Genomic DNA, 18,162 nt, shown 5'->3' on the forward strand with positions numbered 1-18,162 from the left:
TGCTTTATTTGAATCAATACTGCTGAGGTTGCCTTGGAGGCTGCATTGTATATAAAACTGCCACGGGCAGACCGTATTCTGAACCCGCTCTGCCCACAACAAAACTTGAAAGACACCTCTGGTTTGAGAGGTATTTCATATAAACCGCCACGGGCAGACCGTATTCTGATTCGGTTCCGCCCACAACAAAGTTAGAAATACTCCCCGGGATTGCGGAGTATTTCATATAAAAAAGAATGCTCATAACAAGCTTACTGACTTCCATGACGTTTTATCTGTTTGAACAAAAAAAATCAAGAAGGAGCATGCTTAAAAACCCTTCATTTCAAGTCCTCCCGGGCTTTTATGCAATCCTTGCCAGCCTTGAGCACGAATTTTAATCTGCATCTTTGTCACAAAGCCCTTGCCACATTAAAGTAAACAATTTATACTCCACAATGATACACAATGGGTTTCATGATTTCAGCCACCCCAAAGATTCCAACTACCAATATAATACGTATCATCTCTGTCACAAATAAATATAACGACCACGGCCATATTGTATTTTTTATAAAAGATTGATCCAGATCAAATTTTTTTCGCCAAAACTGCTTTATAGTGATCATCAGAACAAGCTCAAAAAAAGCACCCTAACCAAATAAAAGGAGAGCGACCATGTTTTGTTTTCAATGTCAGGAAACTGCGAAAAATATCGGATGCACCGTAAAAGGCATGTGTGGAAAAGAAGAAGAGACAGCCAATCTCCAGGATCTTTTGATCTTTAACCTCAAGGGTATTGCCGTTCTTGCCCAGGCACTGAAAGCCAATGGGAAAAAAACAGACAATGAAGTGGGTCATTTTGTATCCAAAGCCCTTTTCACCACCATCACCAATGCCAATTTTGATGATGACAGTCTTGTGAAATGGGTGGATCAATCCCTGACCTGCAAAAAAGCGTTGTCCACAAAACTTGATGACGACATTCTGAACACCCTGCATGCGTCAGCCACCTGGTTCTGTGACAATGTGGCTGATTACCGGGAAAAAGCCAAAACCGTGGGGGTTCTTGCCACGGAAAACGAAGATGTGCGATCCCTGCGGGAACTTTTGATCATCGGCATCAAGGGTATTGCCGCCTATGCTGATCATGCCGCCGTCCTGGGTGTGGAAAAGGATGAAATCTATGATTTTATTTTAGAAGCTCTGGTCTCCACCACCCAGGATCTTTCAGTGGATGAAATGGTGGGCATGGTGATGAAGGCGGGTGAGTGCTCGGTTACCACCATGGCAGCCCTGGATGAAGCCAACACCGGTGCCTATGGCAATCCTGAAATCTCCCAGGTCAATATCGGTGTGGCTGACAACCCCGGTATTCTCATCAGCGGCCATGATTTAAAAGATATGGAAGAGCTGTTAAAACAGACCCGGGGCACAGGGGTGGATGTGTACACCCATGGCGAAATGCTGCCGGCCAACTATTATCCCGCCTTTAAAAAATATGATCACCTCAAGGGTAACTACGGCAGTTCCTGGTGGAAACAAAATGATGATTTTGAAACCTTTAACGGTGCCATCTTAATGACCACCAACTGCATCATTCCCATTAAAAAGAAAAACACCTACCAGGATCGTATCTTCACCACCGGCGTGGTGGGTTATCCCGGGCTTACCCATGTGGCAGACCGTGCCGACGGAAAGAGCAAAGATTTTTCCGCAGTCATTGATCGGGCCAAAAAATGCGCCCCTCCCACAGAGATTGAAACCGGCACCATTGTGGGTGGATTTGCCCACAATCAGGTGATGGCCTTGGCAGACAAGGTGGTGGATGCCGTTAAATCCGGGGCCGTTAAGCGCTTTATTGTCATGGCTGGCTGTGACGGCAGGCAAAAAGGGCGGGGCTATTTCACTGAAGTTGCACAAAAACTGCCAAACGACACCATCATCCTCACCGCAGGCTGTGCCAAATATCGTTACAACAAGCTCAATCTTGGCGATATCGGCGGTATTCCCAGGGTTCTTGATGCCGGTCAGTGCAATGACTCTTATTCCCTGGCCGTCATTGCACTGAAGCTTAAAGAAGTGTTTGAACTTGACGACATTAATGATCTGCCCATCTCCTTTGACATTGGATGGTACGAGCAAAAGGCTGTGGCTGTACTTCTGGCCCTCTTGTTCCTGGGGGTTAAAGGTATCCGGCTTGGGCCCACACTTCCGGCCTTTGTTTCCCCCACTGTTCTTAATGTATTGGTGGAAAACTTTGATATCAAACCCATTGGGGATGTGGACGAAGACATAGCAGCCATGATGCTGGGAAAATAACGCTTCCATCTTTACCATAATTTAATTTAACTGGCCCACAGGGCGGGTTGCCCGGTTTTTTAACCGGCGCACACCTGCCCATTGGTGGTTTGGTCTTCCAAAAAATCATGGATAGCAGGGAGGGAGAAATCAATATGTCCAACTATGCGCTTCGACTGATTGCAGTGGCCACTACCCTTGTTGTGGCCACGGGTATCGGATTTGTGGTAAAGGCCCAGCTCATTCCAGATTCCTTTGGGAAATATGGCCATTACCGGGCAAATGCCATTGACGAAGAGGTTCAAAGACCCATCCGCCACGGCACCAATACATCCTGCCTTAAATGTCATACCTATGAGGCGGCCATCCACCTCAAGGGCCGCCACAACACCATCTCCTGCGAATTCTGCCACGGCACCTATGCCGATCATGTCAGCAACGGTAAAAAATCCGGCACTCTGCCAGTGAAAAAAAACACTGAAATCTCCACCTTGTGTCTTCGCTGCCACAACACAGAAATCAAGGCCAGATCCCAGGCAGTGATTAAAACCGTTGCCATGCCCCAACATCTTGAATCCCAGGAAGTAAAACTCACCCACACCTGCAACCAGTGCCACCATGTCCATGCACCGCTTAAATACATCAACCGGGCAAAACAGATAACAGGATTAACGGAGGCGGAATCATGAAAATTGAACAGGCACCGCCACAACTCAACCGCAGAGCCTTCATCAAAAAAGTGTTAAAGGGCAGTGTCACAGGTTCGCTGCTTCTGATCTATCCCATGGGCGGGGGCGATGCCCTTGACATGCTCCAGCCCTCCACCATGCCTGATATGCCGGAACAAATTCCAGGCATCCGGGGCAAAGCGTATAACATCCATGAGCGCAAATTTGCCTTTATTGTGGATATCACCCGCTGCATCGGGTGCGGTTCCTGCTGTGTGGCGGACAAACGGGAGTACAATGTACCAGATGGGTATTACCGCACCTGGGTGGAACGATATATCAAGGATTTTGACGATCAGGTGTATGTGGACTGTCCCAACGGCGGGCTTGACGGCTACCAGAAGCCCAGGGAAGACATTGACGTCCAGGTTCGAGACACCTTTTTTGTACCCAAACTTTGCAACATGTGCAAGGAAACCCCCTGTACCCAAGTGTGTCCGGTGGGGGCCACCTTCACCACCCCGGACGGCTTTGTACTCATGGACAGTGACCGCTGTGTGGGGTGTGGATACTGCATCCAGGCCTGTCCCTATTCGTCACGGTTTCTAAACCCTGTTACCCACACTGCAGAGAAATGTACCTGGTGCTATCATCGGGTGAGAAAGGGACTGTTGCCCGCCTGTGTGGAGGTGTGTCCCACCGGGGCCAGAAAATTTGGCAGTCTTAAAGACGAAACATCGGAAGTCTATAAAATTCTCAAGGGCCCCGGGGTACTCACCGTGCTCAAGGAAGCCATGGGGACCTGGCCCGCCCTTTACTATCTGGGCGCACGACTGGAGGTGATATAGATGAGTGGATTCCATGAAGGTTCAGCCATGCTGCTGTCCAACTTTGTTCTGCCCAATGATCTCCATGTGCACTGGAGCATGATGATCGTCCTTTATCCTTACATCACAGGGCTTGTGGACGGCGCCTTTATCATTGCGGCCCTTTATTACCTTTTTGACATCAAAACCCTGAAACCCGTGGCCCGGTTTTCGTTGCTCTTTGCCCTGGCCTTTTTGTGCTGTGCCACCATCCCTTTGCTGCTGCATCTGGGAAGACCGGAACGAAACTTCAATATGCTGCTCACCCCCAACCCCAGTTCAGCCATGGCTGGATTCGGCTATATCTATGCCGTGTCCATGGGGGTTTTGGGATTCATTGTACTTTTTGTCTACCGGGAAGATCTGGTAAGGCTCAAACAGCAATCCCGGGGCATGATGAAACTGATTTACCGATTGTTGACCTTTGATTGTGATGATCTCTCCCCCAAAGCCATGGCACTTAATGAGCGATTGATTAAAATACTGGTGGGACTTGGCATCCCAGTGGCTGCCGTGCTCCACGGTTATGTGGGCTTCATCTTTGGGGGGGTTAAGGCCAACCCCACCTGGTCCACCCCATTGATGCCGGTGATTTTTCTCTTTTCTGCCTGTGTTTCCGGTATATCCGCCATTGTCCTTGCCTATATTGTAATACGAAAACTCACCGGAAAAGCCATTGACGGTCCCTGCATCATCACCTGTATTAAAACCCTCACCGGTTTCTTCATTCTGGCCTTTTCCTTTGAGATGCTGGAAGTCTTTTCCCATTCCTATCTCAAATCTGGATATCACCACATGGTGGAAGGATTGTTAAACGGCCCCCTGGCTGCCTCTTTCTGGCTGTGGCAGGTAAAAATATGCTCAGGTATTCCCCTTGTCCTGCTGGGGGTCATGGCTTTTATCAAACTTTCGCAAACCCGTTATAATCTTCTGGCGGCAGGGGTGTCTGCTATTTTGCTGCTCCAGGTATTTATCATGCGCTGGAATGTGGTCATCGGGGGGCAGCTCATGTCCAAAAGTGCCAGGGGATACACAGTATTTCATCCGGAATGGCTGGACAAAGAAGGCATCTTATCGGTGATTGTGGTGATGATCATCCCCTTTGTCATTCTTTTTGTCCTGGGTAAAATTTTTCCCTTCTGGAGTGATGACCGGGGAGAGTCCATAGACTAATATCCGTGGAACAACAACATAAGGACCGCAGATGAAATAACTTGAGCAGAAATAGCGCAGAATCTTGGTTCATCTACAAGGCGCATTAAAGGTTTAATAGCAAGCCTATTTGGCCTTTGATGCAACGCAGTAGATGGGCCAAAAGGCAAGCTATTTCGCTCAAGTTATAAGATTTGCGGTCCTAAGTTAAACTGAAACTTGAAAAAGGGAGGAAAATGAGATGACCTTATTGAGGGCTTTCACCGTGATGACATTACTGGGTTTTGTCAGCGCAGGATCGGCACTGGGACTGACCCAGGAATCCTTTGATGTAAAAAATCCCAAAGTACAGGAGATGAACAAAAAGTGCATCACCTGTCATCTGAAAGAGAACAAATCCCTGGTATTGCAATGGGAATCATCGGCCCATGCCGCAGCCAAAGAAGGACAGGTGGGCTGCTACAACTGTCACGCTGCGGACAAGGGTGATGAAATGGGTTACCAGCACGAAGGTGCCTTTATCAAGGCCATCCTTTCCCCCAACGACTGTGCCAAATGCCATGAACCGGAAGCAAAGGAGATGGCCGTCTCCCACCATGCCACAGCCGGAGAAATCATGGCTTCCCTGGACAATATGCTGGCCGAAGTGGTGGGTGGCATGCCCACCAATAAAGCGAACATGGTCAGTGGGTGCTGGCAGTGCCACGGCTCTGTGGTGGCCCCGAAACGGGATGTTGACGGCAAGTTGCTGCGCTCTAAAACCGATGCCCCCCAGATGGATCACAATACCTGGCCCAACTCCGGCATTGGCCGTATCAATCCAGACGGAACCAAGGGCGTCTGCAATGCCTGCCATTCTAAACATTCCTTCAGTGCCTCCCGGGCACGTCAGCCGGAAAATTGCGGCAAATGTCATCTGGGACCGGACCATCCACAAAAAGAGATCTACGAAGAATCCAAACACGGCATTGCTTATTTCACGGCACCCAAGGGCCCCGGACCCGACGGCATGAACATTCACAAAGACGGTGCCTGGGTATTGGGGGATGATTATTACACTGCCCCCACCTGTTCCACCTGCCACATGGGATCATTTGTGAAACTCAACGGCGCGGTTGCTAAAAACAGCCACAATGTGGGAGATCGTCTCTCCTGGAACCTTCGGGCGCCTGTCTCTTCCAAATTGAACAGGGTCACCTTCACCGACGATACTGTCACGGATATTCCCGGTGAAATTCCTCCCCGTCCGGGACAGAAGGCCAAAAAGAAATCCTATGTACGGGAAGGCGACAAACTTAAGAAAGTCATTGAGGAAAAAACCATCAAGAGCGTGGTTTCCTGGAAGGAGCGTCGCACCGCCATGCAGGAAGTGTGCAAATCATGCCACGGTGTCAATCAGGTGCGCGATTTCTATAAGCAACTGGATGACGTGGTCAACCTTTACAACGATAAATTTGCCAAACCCGGTGTGGAACTGGTGGGCATGATGAAAAAGGACGGCATCTGGGAAAACAGCGGATTCCAGAACAAACTGGGGTACACCTGGTTTGAGATATGGCACCATGAAGGTCGCAGGGCCCGCATGGCGGCTGCCATGTTTGCCCCGGACTATACCCACTGGCACGGTCTTTATGAAATTTCACGAAATTTCTATCATGAATTCCTGCCCGAAGTTCAGGAAATGGCCGACCACGCCGGCATGGGAGAAAAGTACAAAACACACATAGAAGCCCTGCTGGCCCAGCCGGAACATCTGTGGATCAAAACCGGGGGCAGTGCTGAAACCATGAAACTCATCGAAGAAGAACGGAAATTAAGATATAATCAATAATTTTTTATATGAAATACTCCACAAATCTGTGGAGTATTTCTACCTTTTCCTATTGCCCATCGGGGGGCGGCTCTGCTGAGGTTGCCTTGGAGGCTGCCTTTTCATATAAAAAAAAACTTTACGGATGTTTAATCATGACAAAAAAACTAATCATATCCCTTTTTTTATTGGGAGTTACCTCCCTGAGCCTTGGCACGACCTCCCTTCCCCTTGAGACATTGTATAATCAAGTCAGTTCCCTTCATCTGGAACACAAGGGCTATATCCTGGGAGCCCCACTGAGCTCTGCCCAGCAAGCAAAGGCCCTCTCCCATCTGGTGGAAGGATCCGCCCCCGGAACATACAAATTCATGGACAACAACCTGGGCGTGGTGGCTGATGCTGCAAACCACCGGGTTTTAATTATATTTGAATCATTTAAAAAGGTCTTTCCCCAGCGTATTCAAGATCTTGTGGGAAATCTTTTCATGCAGTTTGACGAGCCCACAGTATCGGCCCATGATAAAATCATTTACTGGGCCTATGATGCAAAGGGAAAAATTCCTGCCTCAAAATACCAGGCAGCCAAAGATGAAAAAAAACATCTGACGATTCTGGCCACGGTGAAACTCAACAGTGATATCGCCATCATGACCCCTTCGGACACAGACACCACACCCCCCCAAAGCAATGCCTACTACATTATCAGTTCACCCATTCTGCTAAAAGAATTTCAAAAAAACTCCTCCAATGAATAACGCGTTACCCAGAGAGGCTATTTCCCACCGGAATTATTGTTTTCAAGCGCGCCAATGGATGCGCTCAAGATGCCAAAGAAGATTTCACCATTCCGGCAAGCTCCTTAATTGTATATGGTTTTTTAATAAATCCCCCGGCACCCATTTGCAAAGTTTTTTCAATGTCTTCACTTTCTGAAAACCCACTGGCCACCAAAGCCTTTTGGCCGGGATGAATTTTGATAATCCCCTCATAGGTCTGACGTCCATTGATGCCCGGCTCCATGAGCATATCAAGAAGAACCAGGTCAACCTTGTGTTCCTTCACATAATCCAGTGCAGTTTCACCGGAACTGACACACACCGGATGATAACCAAAACGTTCAAGAATACTTTTTGCAAGCCCACGCACCTGGGCATCATCATCCACAACAAGAATACGCTCACCCTCTCCCATGAGATCGTCTGTAACTGTAGAATTTTTTTTGTTCCGGGCCGGCTCATTTTTTATGACCGGCAAATATATAAAAAAAGAAGTTCCTGTTGTCCCGGTTTTAATGTCAACGGCACCGCCATGCTCCCGGACGATATTCCAGGTCACAGCCAGCCCCAGGCCTGTGCCACTTCGTCCCATGACATTCTTGATATAAAAAGGTTCAAAAATGTGTTCCAGATCCTCCGGGGAAATTTCAGGCCCACTGTCGCTTATCTGCAAAACTGCATAGTGCCCCGGTATAATAGCTTTTTCCCGGGCTTGACCTTCATTGATTTCACAACTTGATGTTGCAAGAAAAACCACACCACCGGCAGTACCGTTTGCAGCCTCCATGGCATTAAGCAATAGATTCATCACACATTTTTGAATATGAACCGGGGAGCAGGAGATATTAAGCAATTCCAGGCCAAGGATTACCCGGAATTCAACTTCGTTGTAAAGCGTTGATAACTCTTGGGCCTCGGGGGTATCAAGCTGGGACTTCACAAGATCATTCAAATTTGAATTTTCTCTGGTATTGGCCACCCCCCGGGCCACGGTTAAAAGATCGGCAACAATATTACGGGCCTTTTTTCCTGATTCATGGATGGCCGTTAAAGGTGCCCGCAGGGGGCTTTGTTGGGGTAACTCCGGAAGAAATAACTCCGGATAGCCCACAACGGGTGACAAAATATTATTAAGATCATGGGCAACCCCCCCGGCCAGCAAACCGATGGCTTCCATCTTTCTGGCCTGCCGCAATTGATACTCCATGGTTTTTTTCTGTACTTCAGCCTGTTTTTCCAAAGTTTTATCATTGCAAAGCGCAACAATGTCCCCTCCGGGGAGCTTATATATTTTATTCTCAGACCAGAAAAGCAGTCTGGAACCGTCATAGGAGGTTATGGGGTGCTCCTGGGGTCTGCCTGTCTTCCAGACATTTCTAAACACTGCAAACACCCCGGTATCAACCATTGAAGGAAGAATTTCACTCAACTTTTTTCCCAAAACATCCGCTGCCTGAATATTGAAGATCTCCTCCATGGACGGATTTATCTCCTTGAGTACAAAGTTTTTCCCCCCGTCAATGGCTTCATAAATGGCCATTCCGCTACTGGCGTGTTCAAAGAGCTCATGGAAACGATTCTCACTGACGGCAAGGGCTGCGGTACGCTGCTCAACGGTTTTTTCCAGGTTTTCCACAAGATCCTTGATGCGAATGGCCATGAAATTAAAGGTCTGACCCAGCTGCCCGATTTCATCTTCCCCCCCCGGCGTAACACCAAACTCAAAATGGCCTTTTTTAAAGGCCCGGGCAGATTTGGTCAGCAACAAAATCCGATGGGTAATATTTATGGTCATAAACCGAGAGATGACCACCGCCGTGATCAATCCCACAACGATGACAAGCAGCAAAATCATTGTGGTGAGTTTGTGGGTATCTTCAATGATTTTACGGGCGTTAACCACTTCTTTTTCTGCCAGCGCCACCAGGGTTTCAGAAATGGTGCCGGTGATCCTTTCCTGGAGTACAAAATCATTAAATCTGGAATGAATGGCCACATCCACGGTCATGCTTTCTTCTGCAAGCTCTTGAAAATGATCCAGCATCATATTAATTTTTTTCTTATGCATTTGTGTGAATGAAGGATCCATTGCCATGCTTTTTCGCAGCTTAAATGCAACATTAAATGCAGACTGCATTAAAAATCTTTCATGGGTGACTTGATATTGCCGGGCAAAGGATGCCATTTCAAAATAGAGGTCCGGCATATCTTTGAATGCTGTTTTAAGACTGCCAAGCAGACGTTCCAAGCGATCATACAGTCCTTTTTCCGGTGTGGCCAGTCGGGTGACCAACTCAAAAGAATCTATGGAGGTATCGGCAAAACGCTTTGCCGAGGAGAGATAAAGATTAACATCAATCTGACTTTTGCTGATGGCATTGCTCACCTCCGGCCGCTCAATCATATCCTTTAACAGCCTGCTGATGGAAACCACCCGGGCGGTCTGGCGAATGGATGGCTGGGCATATTTTTCATGGGCCTCGTTAAGGCCTGTTCTGGGATAATAAAGAAAAAATTTACCGTGTAAATGGCGGGCCTTTGACATTTCACCGTCCATTTTAAGCACAAGGCGCTGAATTTCGGTGCTGACCTCAATGGCGTTATTGGCAATGCGAACATATCTCAAGGAAATATAGGCAGTGATTGCCACCCCTGCCATGAGCAGCAGCAGCACACCAAGCCCCAGGGAAGATTTCAGTGAAATGGATTGATTATGCCAGAATTTATAACAACGCTTCCAATTGATCATTTGTGAGCTCCCGCCACATCTTCTTCCCGCTGTCCCACGGGGGAGTAAGAGAACTGAACATTCAACAACAATCCTTCCATCCCCAATGACGGCTCATCCATTCGAAACACATCAAAGGCAGGGTCTCCGCAATCGCCAAACTCATCACACGTCAAAAGGCCCGTTGCGCCTTTAAATTTTTTTATTCCATAAAGCGTCTTTCTCAAGGCCTGCCTCCCGATGTATAATGTTCCCGGTACATGGCCGGGAACTGCTACTTTTTCAATGGCTTCAAACAACAAGGTGGCGGCATCATAGGCACTGAGGTAGTAAGAGGTGGAAGGAGGTGCCCCGTATTTCAGAGTATATTTTTTACCAAGTTCCTTGGTGATGGAGGTTGCAGGACTTGATGGTCCGACAAAGTACATACCCCTGGCTTTTTCTCCCACAGCGTTGAGAAAAGAGCGATCAATTAATGCCCCTGCGCTCATTACGGGAATATTTTCAAAACCTGACATTTCCCGGGTTTTTAATAAAATATAATTTCCTTCAGGCTGGAATAAGGGGCAAAATAAAAATTCAGCACCGGAATTTATCGTGGCGGTGAGCACTGGTGCCATCTCTTTATCCCCTTTATTGATGGCGGTATCCAGCACCACCTTCCCCCCAAGCCCCTTAAACATTTTCACAAAGCTGTGGGTGAGCCCCTGGGTGTAGATATCTCCGTCATTAATCACTGCGGCCTTTGAAACACCAAGAACCTTAGCAGCATACATGGCAGCGGCCTTTCCTGCGTTTTCCTCATTGGGAGCGGTCCTGAAATAGCCGGGTTGCCATTGTGGCGCACGCCTACCCCCAATGGCTGTGAGAAAAGTGGCACTGTTATTTCCCGAAACCATGGTAAATCCGGCAGATGACATGGCCCTGGATACCGTTGCCGCCGCACCGGAACAGGTGGTTCCCAGTATGGCTATTTGTTCAGGATCTGCCAATATTTTCAACACAGCATTGGCACCCCCTTCCGGGGAACAGCCTGTATCCTCAATCTGAAAAAGGACATCATGCCCTGCCACCTTGCCGTTACGATCCTCCAGTGCAAGCTCAATGCCCCGGATTTGCCCCTTACCTATGGAGGCGACCTTACCGGTGAGAGCCTGTAGAATTCCAATTTTCAATGGTGCCCCGGGCTCCACACGCACACAGCCCAAAATGTCATCACATGAAACTTCAGGTGAGGGACGGTGGCACGCAGGCACGGCAAAACCAAGATAGAAAACAATTAATATTATCTTTATTCCATGAAAACACTTTAATGACGACATGTTATCCCACCATCTCCAACAAAAGACAAACATTACAACCACTTGTACAAGCTCTACATAATATCTCAATAACCCGGGGTAAAAAATTATTCTCAGCCCTTCAAATATTTGGTGATACCCACAAGCCAGTCCTGAATACCCGGACTTATTGACAACATACAGTTCTACTGGTAAATATTCAGCCTTACAATATCTCTTGCAAAGACCGTGAATATAAATTTTTTAAATTTTATTGTAAAAAAGTCTATCATATGAGTTACTCAACTTTCGGGCGTCATTTCAAAGCTGGCATTTTTAAATGTACCGATGGGCTCACTGTGCCGACGGGGTCAGGCTTTTGTTATTGATGTTATCGACCAAGGCCTTTGCCAACGAAAAAAGCCTCGATAATGTCAATAACGAAAGCCTGCCCCCACCACGAAATGCGAACACTGAAAGTTGAGTGAGTTACAATAAAATAATATTTACCTATAGCATGGCTTTATAAGGAGAACAACCACCCTTTTAACCTTTTATCCAAAGATGACCATCTCGAAACCCAAACCTTTCGACACAAAAGGACAATGTAAAAAATGGATAAAAACATAATTCCAATGGACACAACTTGCCAAAAGATACGCACCATTCCATTGTTCAGTGGTTTAAATAAAGAAGATTTTGAAGGTATTACTGCCATTGCCCAGCGTAAAAAGTATAAAAAAGGCGAATTGATTTTCAATGAAGGAGATGAAGGGAACGGTTTTTATATAGTTGAGACAGGTAAGGTTAAAATTTTCAAGCTCTCCTTTGGAGGGAAAGAACAGATTCTTCATATCTATGGACCGGGAAAACCCTTTGGTGAGGTGCCGGTGTTCACCGGAAAAAATTTTCCTGCCACAGCCCAGGCCGTGGTGGGTTCCACTTTAATTTTTTTCCCGAGAAAGGATTTTATCGCCCGCATTACAGAAAACCCATCCCTGGCATTGAATATGCTGGCGGTACTATCCAAGCGCCTGCGGGAATTCACAGTGATGGTGGAGAATCTGGCGTTAAAGGAAGTTCCGGCCCGGCTGGCATCTTATCTGGGAGTATTAACAAAGGAACAGAACAATCTATCCGTGGTCACCCTTCCAGTGTCTAAAAATCAACTGGCAGGGCTTTTGGGTACCACTCCTGAAACCCTGTCCCGAATCTTCAGTAAAATGTCCGGGCAGGGGCTTATCGGGGTGGACCGGGGAATTATTTCCATTCTGGATGCCCAGGGAGTGGCCGATATGGCCGAGGGGGGATGAGCCCCCACAATTGAAGAAATCAGGCGGATTGCCCCCGGGTCTGGCCCGAGCATTTTCTTTAAAATAACATATTCCTTTGGAGGAATACTATTTTTCACCAACCGCGCACCTTTTTTTAAGGTGGTCCCGGTGGTTAGACATCAGTGGTTTTTGGAGGACACCTCAGGGCAGCCGGGGGCTATATGATGGATGTTGAAAACATCAGTAATAAAATTTCAATTCCAACCCGACCCTGTCTTCATTTCTATGGTTCCATAAAAAACTGTCACCATGGGGTGCCTGGAAAAAAACATACTCCATTGAAAATTCGATATCGTCGGAAAAATCATAATCAAAACCAATTTTATGAAAAGCATTTTTTTTACTGACTTCACTATAACACACATATTCAATTGTCAGAGTGTCACGGAAAAACGATTTATTATATTGAAAATAAAGACCTGTATTATTTTTTTTCACACCGTAAAACTCGCTTGTATAATCAACTATATAACGATTGGTCAGTTCAATATTTATCACATACCTTCCATTGGCATCATATTCCATGGCAAAGGCGGTGTCCCAGACATTCCCTTGCTCTGCGCTGTATTGAGAAAGTGTTTCCATGGACTGAAACAAAAAATCTTTTTTAAATGCGATATCCATCTTAAACAGAAAACTGCCAATGGTATAGCTTGCTCCAACCCCGTAGAAGTTGTACCTGCCATAAACGCCACGACAGGCTTCTCCATCGCTACCGACAACAACCCTGTCATTGCCAAGCAATGATGCCGTCATCAATGAAATTTCAAATTTGTCATATATTTTTTTCCATTTAACCCCCAACTCTCCATGGAAAAAATGGGGACGATCCAGTATCACAACAAAGGGATATTTCTCTCTGAAATATCGGGTTCCCTGGGAAGGATTGTCATTAAAACCAGGATCAAGCGTGAAAAACCAAAAGAAATCCCCAAGTTTGGAATAATAATCCATGGAGAGCATATATTGACCAAGCCTGGCATCTTCAAGGTCCATAAATACAAATTCCGACAAATCCCTTGGGGAGATCACATCATTTATCACATCACCGTCGGTTTCCCCCCATACAACAACCTGTTTGCCAGCCCGGATCATCCATTTATCAAATCCGGCCTGGATATAAAATTCTCTTATCTTTCCATCAACAACGGCTGATTTTCCCTCTGCATCTGCCACATGATCGTTTTGAAGATACAAGGATGTCCCGGCGTCAAATTTTACAAAAAAACCATCACCAAAGGATCTGTCAAACTCCCACCGCAGGGAAGATCTGTTGGTAACAACTTCAGAACCGGAAGCTTGAACAGCCCAGGAGAGATCATGGGCAAAAGTAAGCGTTAAATCTTTTAAAAAAAAAGATTTCTCAGTTTCGGTGGGGATCTCTTCCTGAAATGTATCGTCCCCGTCAAAGGTTTCAAAAACATCGAACTCCCCAAGCTCTCCAAAATTATCAAATCCTCCTGACAATTCAAGAGCCTCAACCGAATTCGGGGAGGTAAGCTCACCCGGGGTATCTGCCAAAGCCCAATGAACCATAAAAAAAAAACACCAGACAAGAAGACAAATTATTCTTTTCCCCCTGGACAAAAAAGAAAATTTCACCGCCCGGACTCCTGATATTCTTTTAGTTTTTGTTCCCTGAATCCCTTGTCCGTCAAGGTTCTCTGGGTTAAATAAGCATCATCCACAGCCCTGTTTAATATGATTTTTTCATAAACCATGATGGTTCGTCTGCCGGTTTCAACGTTATTTACAATAATTTTCATGGGAACCAGGATGCCATCAATGATTTTAATATTACCATAAAGAATTTTTTTTACTTTTTTGCCGTTACGATTAAACAAAATAGATTTCAAAATAAAATCCCTTTTTTTGTCAATCCATAGAATTTCACGGCTATAGTTACTTTTTACGGCTTTTCGCATCACAGGAATTGCCTCCATTACCCAGCACTGATTTTTCCCATAGAGTTCACTGCCAAGAATTCTGTAGGTATAGTCATCTATATTATAGAATTCCATATCCTCATAGTTTAATTCGGTGCCAAAAAAACTGCCGGTTTTGGGCTCATTGTCATTACCGGAAACAATACGTTTTACCTTACCCATGGCCGACAGGTACATCCATTGATCTGTATCCCTTCCCACCTTTTCATAATCGTATTGCAAAAAACTGATGCCTCGCTCACTTTTAGGCTGGACCACGGTGGATACACTTTTATGATCTTTTTCCCTGGGACCGTAATCTTTTCTGACAAAATCCATTAATTTGACCCTTGGTTTTTCAGCTGGTACGTACTTTCCTCCTTTTTTTACATATCGATAGCTTGTCAGGCGCACCCGGGAAATAAGGCTGGAACCATCGTCCCGTTTATCCACCTTTTCCATGATACTTCTTGCATCCTGGGCAAAGCAGATGGACACTGGCAAAATTAACATCACCACCAGTGAGATGATACTGTTTTTTAACGGCAATTGTCTTTTTTTAGCTCTATTTTTACAATTTTCAGGAGATCTTGAGCTTTCTCTGGAGTATTTCCCCCAGAAAAAATATCGTTTTTTAAAGGTACCCGATTTGAAATCCACCTTAAAAAAAGTGCACAAGGCCGGAAGCAGATAAATATCGGCAATGAATGCCGTTATAATGGCGATGGCCGAAAATATGCCAAAATGACTCAATCCCTTATGAAATGAGAGAAAAAACATTGAGAACCCCGTTGCAAGAATAAGTGATGTGAAACAAATAGCCTGACCGGCCTCCCTTATGGAACTAACGGCTGCTTTTTTAATATCTCCGTATTTATCCACTTCAAGCCGGTAATGGGTTAAAAAATGAATGGTGTCGTCAACGGCAAGCCCAATTATGACAGGAGCGATCAAAAGGGTATCCATATCCAAAGGTATCCCCAGAAATCCCATGATACCAAAGGTGGCAAGGATGGGAAAAACATTGGGAACAATGGCCATGATCCCAGCTTTTACATTGCCCAGCACCATGAACAGAATCACCGAAATCACCACAAGGGTAAGGCCAAAACTTTTAATCTGGGACCAGGAAATATAATCCAGCATCTTTGCAAGAAGAATCATGTTTCCGGTGAGGGTTATCTCACTGTTCGGGTATTTTTCCCTTATCTCTTTAAAATTATCATCAATGTAATGCTGCACCTTTTCTTTAAACAACAAAGATTCCACAGATCCTGCATTTTTTGAATGTATACCTATCCTTGCATTGCTGTAATCATCAGACACCAGTCGCCTTCTGTCCCTTGGATTTGCATTATCAAAAAGAAATAAGGTCTGGGCCAGCACACCGGGCTCATCAGGAATCCTATAAAAATGTTTATCTCCATTATTCAAGGCTTTGTATGAATCTTTGACAACATTTACAAGGGAAATGGTTTTCACCACCTTTGATCCCTCAACATCCCTTAAATAATCCTGCAATGCCTGGATTTTATAAAGAATTGCCGGGTCTTTCAAGGCATCCGCCTCTTTAAAATCAATGGAGATTTCCATGTTACCGGTACCGCCCATGTGTGTATTTACCACATCAAAGGAGGCCCTCAGGGGCAACCCTTTCTTCAACACTTCAATTTCATCGGAATCTATGCGAAGGGTCATAAGTCCCATGAAAAAAATTATCCCCAATCCTGTAAATACCATGATCACTTTACCGGGAGCCACAAGACCTGTGTTTTCAACCTTTTGAATCATGCGCTGTATAAAATGCTGTTTTTTTACGCCAACCCGGGGACCCGGATGCCACAGGTCAAGCATGAGCGGCATCAACACCAAGGTGAGTAAAAACGCTGTCAAAACCCCCAGAGCAGTAAAAATCCCAAACACAGCAATGGGTTTAATGGGCACAAGGGAGAGGGATAAAAGCCCCACCGCCGTTGTGGTGCTTGTTAAAAAACAGGCCAGACCCGATTTTTTCATCACTGCCTTTAAAGCGTTTTCATGGTCACAATTACCCTGCCTGAAAAAAAGATATCCCGATAAAATGTGCACGGCATCTGCCACACCAACGGATAAAATCATGAAAATGATAATTTGGAACATGATGGACATGGGAACCTTACTCCAACCGATGATCCCCATCACCCAGATCACAGTGGTAACAATCAAAACCACCGGCCACACCACAGCACAAAAGGATCTGAATAGAAGCCAGAGCATGGCAACGATGATGAGCAGTACAAGGCCCATGATTTTGCCCATGTCTTCAAATACAACCTTGGCGAAAAAATCCATCATCACCGGCTTGCCAACGGGATGAAAATCCAGGGCATTACTATATTCCTTTTTATTCATAAGTGATCTAAGGGCAGACAATAAAAGGGGATATTCGCCCATATCTGTTTTCTTAAACACCATATCAGTGGGCTCTCCACTGAACACAGAATCATCCCAGGTTTCATCAAACTCATCCTCATTGTCAAAGGTTTCGGTATTCTCACCCCCCCCATCACCCAAGGCCGCAATTTCACTGTTAAAATCGGTTCGTAGCAGCATTCCCCCGTAACGTGAGTCCTTTGATAAAAAAAGATGGGGATAATCCGGATGATTCAGAGCTTTTTCCCGGAGAATTTCCCTTTCATGCCTGTTTTCCGGTAAATTATCTCCAATGAGACTTCTTGAGTAGAGGGTATCTTTTGAGGCTTCAAGAAATTTTATATTAATCAAGGATTTAATTTCAACAATATGATCCAGGGGCGATTTTTGCAAGGCCGGTAATCCCAATCGATACTGGGCAATATCGTCATAAAATCCCTTCAGGGCCTGGATGGATTTTGCTGAAAAAATATCCCCGTCCCTGGCACGATAAACAATGTATATGTATTCATCCCCTCCAAAAACCGCCTTAAAGCTGTCATACTGTTTTTTTACAGGATCATCGTCCTTAAAAAAAGAGTCCAGGGAGTTGTCCATGATAATTCCACGGATACCTCCGCCCAACACCAGAGTTATGGCAAGCATCACTGCCAGCACCACAAATTTATGCCGCCTGAGCATCTTTGGCAGATTTTCAAAATAGTTGTTCAGCCCCTTAACCGTGTCTTTCATTTTGTCTCCCATGTTCATCTGATTTAAATGAAATCAAGCAAGTTTCAACGAGACAGCATCTTAATAAGCACAATGGATCACAACATCGCCTTTTCCGGAATGAATCCATGGCAGGGATTGTCAGGCCTTTGTTCTTGTCTTCATTTTAACTGTTTTTATCAACTCCACAGGACACTTCCACCCGTTGACAGGGAAA

General features: G+C 45.7%; 12 protein-coding genes. 7 read left to right on the top strand and 5 right to left on the bottom strand.

Annotated elements, in window-relative coordinates; translation table 11 throughout:
- Nucleotides 1–13: 13 nt before the first annotated feature.
- The gene (locus B9A32_RS21480; RefSeq protein WP_212637548.1) at nt 14–226 is read right to left on the bottom strand and encodes a hypothetical protein; all 213 of its coding nucleotides are present in this window, start codon (nt 224–226) and stop codon (nt 14–16) included.
- Between the two features lie 431 nt (nt 227–657).
- Here B9A32_RS21480 and hcp point away from each other — a divergent pair, with 431 nt between their 5' ends.
- From hcp to B9A32_RS01395, 6 genes are all read left to right on the top strand, one after another.
- Nucleotides 658–2,301, top strand: coding sequence for a hydroxylamine reductase (gene hcp / locus B9A32_RS01370; protein WP_084066570.1), 1,644 nt, complete (start codon nt 658–660; stop codon nt 2,299–2,301).
- 107 nt (nt 2,302–2,408) lie between these two features.
- Nucleotides 2,409–2,969, top strand: a complete 561-nt coding sequence (locus B9A32_RS01375) for a hypothetical protein (protein WP_212637550.1) — start codon at nt 2,409–2,411, stop codon at nt 2,967–2,969.
- Nucleotides 2,966–3,796, top strand: coding sequence for a 4Fe-4S dicluster domain-containing protein (locus tag B9A32_RS01380; RefSeq protein WP_084066572.1), 831 nt, complete (start codon nt 2,966–2,968; stop codon nt 3,794–3,796). The genes B9A32_RS01375 and B9A32_RS01380 overlap by 4 nt, the downstream gene beginning before the upstream one ends.
- Nucleotides 3,797–4,987 carry an NrfD/PsrC family molybdoenzyme membrane anchor subunit gene (nrfD, locus tag B9A32_RS01385; protein ID WP_232366990.1) on the top strand — a complete coding sequence of 397 codons (1,191 nt, stop codon included), beginning with the start codon at nt 3,797–3,799 and terminating at the stop codon, nt 4,985–4,987.
- A 220-nt stretch (nt 4,988–5,207) separates the two neighbouring features.
- Complete coding sequence (locus tag B9A32_RS01390; protein ID WP_084066573.1) at nt 5,208–6,797, top strand: multiheme c-type cytochrome; 1,590 nt, start codon at nt 5,208–5,210, stop codon at nt 6,795–6,797.
- Nucleotides 6,798–6,805: 8 nt separating this feature from the next.
- Nucleotides 6,806–7,534, top strand: coding sequence for a hypothetical protein (locus B9A32_RS01395; RefSeq protein ID WP_084066574.1), 729 nt, complete (start codon nt 6,806–6,808; stop codon nt 7,532–7,534).
- A gap of 64 nt (nt 7,535–7,598) precedes the next feature.
- Here B9A32_RS01395 and B9A32_RS01400 read toward each other — a convergent pair whose 3' ends face one another.
- Together B9A32_RS01400 and B9A32_RS01405 are read right to left on the bottom strand one after the other, a co-directional pair.
- The gene (locus tag B9A32_RS01400) at nt 7,599–10,304 is read right to left on the bottom strand and encodes a response regulator (protein ID WP_084066575.1); all 2,706 of its coding nucleotides are present in this window, start codon (nt 10,302–10,304) and stop codon (nt 7,599–7,601) included.
- Nucleotides 10,301–11,458 carry a branched-chain amino acid ABC transporter substrate-binding protein gene (locus tag B9A32_RS01405; protein ID WP_170923651.1) on the bottom strand — a complete coding sequence of 386 codons (1,158 nt, stop codon included), beginning with the start codon at nt 11,456–11,458 and terminating at the stop codon, nt 10,301–10,303. The genes B9A32_RS01400 and B9A32_RS01405 overlap by 4 nt, the downstream gene beginning before the upstream one ends.
- Before the next feature lie 740 nt (nt 11,459–12,198).
- Here B9A32_RS01405 and B9A32_RS01410 point away from each other — a divergent pair.
- Complete coding sequence (locus B9A32_RS01410) at nt 12,199–12,876, top strand: Crp/Fnr family transcriptional regulator (RefSeq protein WP_084066689.1); 678 nt, start codon at nt 12,199–12,201, stop codon at nt 12,874–12,876.
- A gap of 201 nt (nt 12,877–13,077) precedes the next feature.
- Here the strand turns inward: B9A32_RS01410 and B9A32_RS01415 are convergent, their stop codons facing one another.
- Both B9A32_RS01415 and B9A32_RS01420 read right to left on the bottom strand, forming a co-directional pair.
- Nucleotides 13,078–14,499 (bottom strand): DUF1302 family protein, encoded by a 1,422-nt coding sequence (locus tag B9A32_RS01415; RefSeq protein ID WP_084066577.1) that lies wholly within the window; start codon nt 14,497–14,499, stop codon nt 13,078–13,080.
- Nucleotides 14,496–17,966: an efflux RND transporter permease subunit gene (locus tag B9A32_RS01420; protein ID WP_170923652.1), complete on the bottom strand. Its 3,471-nt coding sequence runs from the start codon at nt 17,964–17,966 to the stop codon at nt 14,496–14,498. The genes B9A32_RS01415 and B9A32_RS01420 overlap by 4 nt, the downstream gene beginning before the upstream one ends.
- Nucleotides 17,967–18,162: the final 196 nt, after the last annotated feature.

The organism is Desulfocicer vacuolatum DSM 3385 (genome assembly GCF_900176365.1).
Classification (GTDB): Bacteria; Desulfobacterota; Desulfobacteria; order Desulfobacterales; family Desulfobacteraceae; genus Desulfocicer; species Desulfocicer vacuolatum.

Excerpts from the sequence above, each read along its gene's own strand:
- B9A32_RS21480 (WP_212637548.1), bottom strand. The coding sequence starts at position 226 with ATGAAATACTCCGCAATCCCGGGGAGTATTTCTAACTTTGTTGTGGGC.
- hcp (WP_084066570.1), top strand. The coding sequence starts at position 658 with ATGTTTTGTTTTCAATGTCAGGAAACTGCGAAAAATATCGGATGCACC.
- B9A32_RS01375 (WP_212637550.1), top strand. The coding sequence starts at position 2,409 with ATGGATAGCAGGGAGGGAGAAATCAATATGTCCAACTATGCGCTTCGA.
- B9A32_RS01380 (WP_084066572.1), top strand. The coding sequence starts at position 2,966 with ATGAAAATTGAACAGGCACCGCCACAACTCAACCGCAGAGCCTTCATC.
- nrfD (WP_232366990.1), top strand. The coding sequence starts at position 3,797 with ATGAGTGGATTCCATGAAGGTTCAGCCATGCTGCTGTCCAACTTTGTT.
- B9A32_RS01390 (WP_084066573.1), top strand. The coding sequence starts at position 5,208 with ATGACCTTATTGAGGGCTTTCACCGTGATGACATTACTGGGTTTTGTC.
- B9A32_RS01395 (WP_084066574.1), top strand. The coding sequence starts at position 6,806 with ATGAAATACTCCACAAATCTGTGGAGTATTTCTACCTTTTCCTATTGC.
- B9A32_RS01400 (WP_084066575.1), bottom strand. The coding sequence starts at position 10,304 with ATGATCAATTGGAAGCGTTGTTATAAATTCTGGCATAATCAATCCATT.
- B9A32_RS01410 (WP_084066689.1), top strand. The coding sequence starts at position 12,199 with ATGGACACAACTTGCCAAAAGATACGCACCATTCCATTGTTCAGTGGT.
- B9A32_RS01420 (WP_170923652.1), bottom strand. The coding sequence starts at position 17,966 with ATGAAAGACACGGTTAAGGGGCTGAACAACTATTTTGAAAATCTGCCA.